6 protein-coding genes are annotated in these 6,239 nt (G+C 58.8%); all 6 read right to left on the bottom strand.

What is annotated here, in order from left to right:
* The coding region (locus tag ACIP1X_RS19305) for a mechanosensitive ion channel family protein (protein ID WP_400754320.1) at window positions 1–673 on the bottom strand (673 nt) is incomplete at its 3' end.
* A 2-nt stretch (window positions 674–675) separates the two neighbouring features.
* Entirely contained in the window at window positions 676–924 is a 249-nt protein-coding gene (locus ACIP1X_RS19300; protein WP_053118712.1) for a hypothetical protein, read from the bottom strand.
* 63 nt (window positions 925–987) lie between these two features.
* On the bottom strand, window positions 988–1,983 hold the full coding sequence (locus tag ACIP1X_RS19295) for a zinc transporter ZntB (RefSeq protein WP_400754317.1): 996 nt from the start codon (window positions 1,981–1,983) through the stop codon (window positions 988–990).
* A gap of 21 nt (window positions 1,984–2,004) precedes the next feature.
* Window positions 2,005–2,496 (bottom strand): ribonuclease E activity regulator RraA, encoded by a 492-nt coding sequence (gene rraA, locus ACIP1X_RS19290; protein WP_053118708.1) that lies wholly within the window; start codon window positions 2,494–2,496, stop codon window positions 2,005–2,007.
* Window positions 2,497–2,722: 226 nt separating this feature from the next.
* Window positions 2,723–3,712, bottom strand: coding sequence for an alpha/beta fold hydrolase (locus tag ACIP1X_RS19285; protein ID WP_400754314.1), 990 nt, complete (start codon window positions 3,710–3,712; stop codon window positions 2,723–2,725).
* A gap of 187 nt (window positions 3,713–3,899) precedes the next feature.
* On the bottom strand, window positions 3,900–6,239 hold a 2,340-nt coding region (gene ppsA / locus ACIP1X_RS19280; RefSeq protein ID WP_400754312.1), incomplete at its 5' end, for a phosphoenolpyruvate synthase.

The raw sequence follows: 6,239 nt of genomic DNA, 5'->3' as shown, positions 1-6,239 counted from the left end.
ACTCACGCACATAGATTCCCGCAAGAATCTGACCGGCAATTTCCCGGCTTCCCAAACCCATGGCCAGCGCAACCGCCAGACCAACGGTAATCAACACAATGACAATCACATGGTTCAGCAGGTCGGTCTTGACCTCAAGCTGACTGATCGCCACCGAGATGCTGATAATGATCACCAGCCCCTGCGCAATCCGCCCCAGCCCAGAAGCGTAGTCGAGGCCTACGCCTTCTGCCGCCCCGCGCACCAGGCCATTGGCCAATTGTGCGAGCAAAACACCGACCAGCAACACCAGCGCGGCACCGAAGACCTTTGGCAAATACAGCGCCAGCATGTCCAGCGTAGCTGAAACTCGCTCAAGTCCAAGGGATTCTGCTGCAGAAACCAAAAATATCAGCAGAACGAACCAGTAAACGATTTTTCCGATCAGGGTTGAGATCGGTACTTGCAGGCCGGCACGCGACATCAACTTGGTCAGACCGGTGCCGCCCATCAGGCGATCGAGGCCGAGTTTGGCCAGCAGTTTGGACAACAAGGTGTCGAGCAGTTTGGCCACGACGAAACCCAACAGCAGCACCACCAGTGCGCCAAACAGGTTCGGAATGAAGTTAGCGACTTTGGTCCACAACGCAGTCATTGCAGTGACGAGGCTCTGAGTCCAGAGATCAAGTTCCATATTCAATCAGCCTTATCAGCAGTGCGAGCGGTAGGTTTACGAAGACGGGAAACCGGCGAGACATGCGCCGATCCATTATTCAGGGCGATCATCAGCGCGGGCAGCCAGCGGCCCAGCAGGCTGAAAAGATCACCGGCACCGACCTGGCGGTTGGCGGTTTTGAGTACGCGGCCCAAGCACGCATCGTCGTCACGACCGGACGGTGAGGCGTTGAGCATGTCGCGCAAAGACTGTTCAAACGGATCGTGCATACGCACCTCTCGTGATGTCTGTGAAAGACGCGGGCAGATTTGGTCGGGTCACATGTTGCATGGTCACACCCAGCGCAATCGACGGAACAACCACCACTGACCGAAGGCCAGGGCGAGCACCGTCAAACAGGCAATCAGGAAGCCATAAGGGCTGCTGGAGAACGGAATTCCGCCGACATTGATACCCAGCAGACCGGTGATAAAACTCATCGGCAAAAAGATGCAGGTGATGATGCCGAAGCGGTACATCGTGCGATTCATGCGCTCGCTCAAACGCCGGTCTTCAGCCTCCAGCACCAGCCCCACGCGCTCCCGGGTCAATTCGAGCTCTTCGAGATATCGCGTCAGGCTGTTGTTCAATTCGTTCCAGTAGTCGGCATCATCTTCGACAAACCACGGCAGTTTTATCCGCGTGAGCTGTCCGAAAATATCCCGCTGCGGTGCAAGAAAACGCTTCAGTCCGGCAGCCCTACGCCGGATGTGCAAAATCGCTCCGTGCTCGGGGGTATACCGTTCGTCGGCATCCATTTTTTCTTCTTCCTCATCGGCGATTTCCGAGAGGCAAGTGACCAGATCCTGCACCTTGTTGGTGAGGAATTGCGCCAGATAAAGGATGAGTTCAGAAGCGGTTTTCGGGCCTGTGCCGTCCGCCAATTGCGCCAGCAACTCATCCGTTGCACGCAGTGGACGCAAACGCAGGGAAATAACGCGCTGAGCTGAGGCGAAAATCCGCACCGAAACCATGTCCTCCGGCTCGGCACCCGGATTGAGGTTGACCCCGCGCAAGAACAGCAGCAGCTCGGAATCCGGCAGTGGCAACAAACGCGGCCGGGTGTTTTCTTCCAGCAGCAGGTCGCAGGTGAATTCGTTGAGACCGCTGGATTTGCGCAACCAGGTCTGGGTTTGCGGATGGCTGCGATCCCAATGCAGCCACAAACTTTCATGCGCCTGCAGCTGCAAATCGTCGAGCTCAGTCCGGGCTATCGAACGCGCGCCGCCTTTACCGTCCAGCACGAGGGCATGCACCAGCCCCCATTGCGCGTTTTCTTCCTCGAACATCCGCATCCCTTTGTCGAAGCCTTATTCAGGCATTTGCAGCGGGCTCGGCGAGATGATCACGCCGTTGTTGTCCGCATAAATGTAGTGGCCCGGGTGGAACGTCACACCGGCGAAAGTCACCGGGACGTTGAGGTCGCCGAGGCCGCGTTTTTCGGTTTTCATCGGGTGGCTGGCCAGCGCCTGCACGCCCAGATCGGTCTGCGCAATGACGTCGACGTCACGGATGCAACCGTAGATCACCAGCCCTTCCCAACCGTTCTTCGCGGCTTTCTCGGCGATCATGTCACCGAGCAGTGCACGGCGTAACGAACCGCCGCCATCAACGACCAACACTTTACCGTTGCCCTTCAGTTCGGCTTGTTCCTTGACCAGCGAGTTGTCTTCGAAGCATTTGATGGTCACGATTTCGCCGCCGAACGAATCACGGCCACCGAAATTGCTGAACATCGGTTCCAGCACCTGCACCAGCTCCGGATAGGCGTCGCACAGGTCAGGCGTAAGGTAATGGTTCATCGAAAAACTCCTGTAAAAAGGAAGACGATCAAGGATGACGCACGCTATAGAGACGAGTTCCGGCGGCCGCTGTTTACCTTAGTCCATGCCATGGTCGCTGACTGAACCTGAACATACGCTGAAACGTAATAGCTAAACAGCCGCTAAAAATGACCAGAACCGCACAATGCGTCATATCTTAGCCGCAAGCCGATCCGAACGAAATGCCCTTTTCAGAGCCTCTGATTCAGACCGCAGCGGCCAGATCCGCCTTCTCGCCGAGCAACGGCGTCTGTTGATCCTTCAACCAACGCGCCACCAGCGGCCACACTTCAGCTTGCGCGGCTTTGCTCACCAACATTTCGACATGGCCGAAATTGTCGTTGAAACCCTGCTCGCGCCCGAGATTGATGAATTGTTTGTGCTCGGAGCCGAGCTGCTCGAACAGCTTGCGACACGCCCACGCCGGATCCTGATGGTCACCAGCGGCTGTCACCGCGAGCACCGGCACCTGAACCTCGGCCAAGCCTGCCCACCAATCCTTGTCCTTGTCGCCAAAGCGGCCGAACAAGCCGTACCAGCGCATGCTCTCGATGGCCAGACCGATCGGCTCGTCTTCCGGGCCGCGCTTGAGGCGTGAGCCGGACAACTGCGCGAAACGCTTGAGAATAAAGCGCCCGCTCCACTCCACCGGCGGGATTTTCAGCGGCCAATACGTGCGACTGACCTGCGTGCCGAAAAACGCCGCAGAGGCAACTGCCGGCTCGCCGAGGTATTCACCCCCGAGCGCAGCGGCCAAGGTGATGCCGCCGAGTGAATGGCCGATCCAGTGCGGAATCTGACCGCTCTGCTCACGCACGAACGCGGCAATCGCCGGCAGATCGTATTTGGCATAGTCGGAAACGCGATTGCGTCGGTATTCCTCATTGCGGTGCGACAGGCCGTGCCCGCGCATCTCTGGAATCCACACATCGAAACCCAGCCGCGTCAGATACGCGCCGAGTCCCAGGCCTTTCGGTGAAAACCAGAAGCGCCGATTGGAAAAGCTGCCGTGCAACAGAATCACCGGCACGCCACGGGGCGCCGTGTCGTCGGCCATGCCCAAACGGGTGACGGCGATCTCCACGGACCAGTCCGGGCTGTTGCCGGGTTTCAAACGATAAACGTCTTCGCTCAGATCGCCGCGCCGCTCGGCGCTGATCAGGGCGACAGGAAATAGGTTGCTGCTGCTTTGCATAATGCTCTTGCACAAAAAAGGGCGGCATCTACAGGAGCCCGCCCTACTTCAATCTCAAAGCCCTGCCCTTTGTAGGAGTGAGCCTGCTCGCGAAAGCGGTGTATCCGTCGACATCGTTGTTGAATGTCAGTCCTTCTTCGCGAGCAAGCTCGGCTCCTACAAGGGGAGCGGGCCGCTTACATTCTCATTAAGCCTGCGCTTGACCTTCGGCCAGGAAGAACCAGGTTTCCAGCACGGAGTCCGGGTTCAGCGACACGCTTTCGATGCCCTGCTCCATCAGCCATTTGGCCAGATCCGGATGGTCGGACGGACCCTGACCGCAGATACCGATGTACTTGCCAGCCTTGTTGCACGCGGCAATCGCATTGGCCAGCAGCTTCTTCACCGCCGGATTACGCTCGTCGAACAGGTGCGCGATGATGCCCGAGTCGCGATCCAGACCCAGCGTCAGCTGAGTGAGGTCGTTGGAGCCGATCGAGAAGCCGTCAAAGAATTCGAGGAATTCTTCAGCGAGGATCGCGTTGGATGGCAGTTCGCACATCATGATGATGCGCAGACCGTTTTCACCGCGCTTCAAGCCGTTTTCAGCCAGCAAATCGACGACCTGGCTCGCTTCACCGAGGGTACGGACGAACGGCACCATGATTTCGACGTTGGTCAGGCCCATCTCGTTGCGCACACGTTTCAGCGCACGGCACTCGAGTTCGAAGCAATCGCGGAACGATTCGCTGATGTAACGCGACGCGCCACGGAAGCCCAGCATCGGGTTTTCTTCTTCCGGCTCGTAGAGCTTGCCGCCGATCAGGTTGGCGTATTCGTTGGACTTGAAGTCCGACAGGCGCACGATGACTTTTTTCGGCGTGAACGCTGCAGCGAGGGTGCTGATGCCTTCGACCAGTTTGTCGACGTAGAAGCCAACCGGATCGTCGTAACCGGCGATGCGCTTGTCGACGCTGTCTTTGATTTCCTGCGGCAGACCGTCGTAGTTCAACAGCGCTTTCGGGTGCACACCGATCATGCGGTTGATGATGAACTCCAGACGGGCCAGGCCCACACCGGCGTTCGGCAGTTGCGCGAAGTCGAAGGCGCGATCCGGGTTGCCGACGTTCATCATGATTTTGAACGGCAGCTCCGGCATGGCATCAACGGAGTTCTTCTTGATGTCGAAGCCCAGTTCGCCTTCGAAGATGTAACCGGTGTCGCCTTCGGCGCACGAAACGGTCACGCCCTGGCCATCCTTCAGCAGTTGGGTGGCGTTACCGCAACCCACCACTGCCGGAATCCCCAGCTCACGGGCGATGATCGCCGCGTGGCAAGTACGGCCGCCACGGTTGGTGACGATGGCGCTGGCGCGCTTCATTACCGGTTCCCAGTCCGGGTCGGTCATGTCGGAAACCAGCACGTCGCCCGGCTGGACTTTGTCCATTTCGGAAACGTCTTTGATGATGCGCACTTTACCGGCGCCGATGCGCTGGCCGATGGCGCGACCTTCAACCAGCACGGTGCCGGTTTCTTTCAACAGGTAACGTTCCATGACGTTGGCCTGAGTGCGACTTTTCACGGTTTCCGGACGGGCCTGCACGATGTACAGCTTGCCGTCGTCACCGTCCTTGGCCCATTCGATGTCCATCGGGCACTGGTAGTGCTTTTCGATGATCATCGCTTGCTTGGCCAGTTCGCTGACTTCAGCGTCGGACAGGCAGAAACGCGCGCGGTCAGCCTTGTCGACGTCGATGGTCTTGACCGAACGACCGGCCTTGGCCTCGTCGCCGTAGATCATCTTGATCGCTTTGCTGCCCAGGTTGCGACGCAGGATCGCCGGACGACCGGCTTCCAGCGTGCCCTTGTGGACATAGAATTCATCCGGGTTCACCGCGCCTTGTACGACGGTTTCGCCCAGGCCGTAGGCGCCGGTGATGAACACGACGTCACGGAAACCGGATTCGGTGTCGAGGGTGAACATCACGCCGGCAGTACCGGTTTCCGAACGCACCATGCGCTGCACGCCAGCCGACAGGGCGACCAGTTTGTGGTCGAAGCCCTGGTGCACGCGGTAGGAAATCGCACGGTCGTTGAACAGCGACGCGAACACCTCTTTGGCGGCGCGGATAACGTTTTCTACACCACGGATGTTCAGGAAGGTTTCCTGCTGACCGGCGAACGAAGCGTCCGGCAAGTCTTCGGCGGTGGCGGAAGAACGCACGGCCACGGCCACGTCAGGGTTGCCGGCCGACAGCGCGGCGAACGCGGTGCGGATTTCGGCATTCAGTTTTTCAGGGAATTCGGCTTCCATGATCCATTGACGGATCTGTGCGCCGGTTTTGGCCAGGGCGTTGACGTCGTCGACGTCGAGCGCGTCGAGGGCCGCGTGGATCTGGTCGTTGAGGCCGCTCAGTTCGAGGAAATCACGATAGGCCTGAGCCGTCGTGGCGAAGCCGCCGGGGACCGAAACACCGGCGCCTGCCAGGTTACTGATCATCTCGCCCAGGGATGCGTTCTTGCCCCCCACATGCTCAACATCGTGTTT

This window comes from Pseudomonas sp. NPDC088885 (assembly GCF_044750025.1).
GTDB classification, from domain to species: domain Bacteria; phylum Pseudomonadota; class Gammaproteobacteria; order Pseudomonadales; family Pseudomonadaceae; genus Aquipseudomonas; species Aquipseudomonas rustica.
This window is presented reverse-complemented; position numbering and strand designations above follow the sequence as displayed.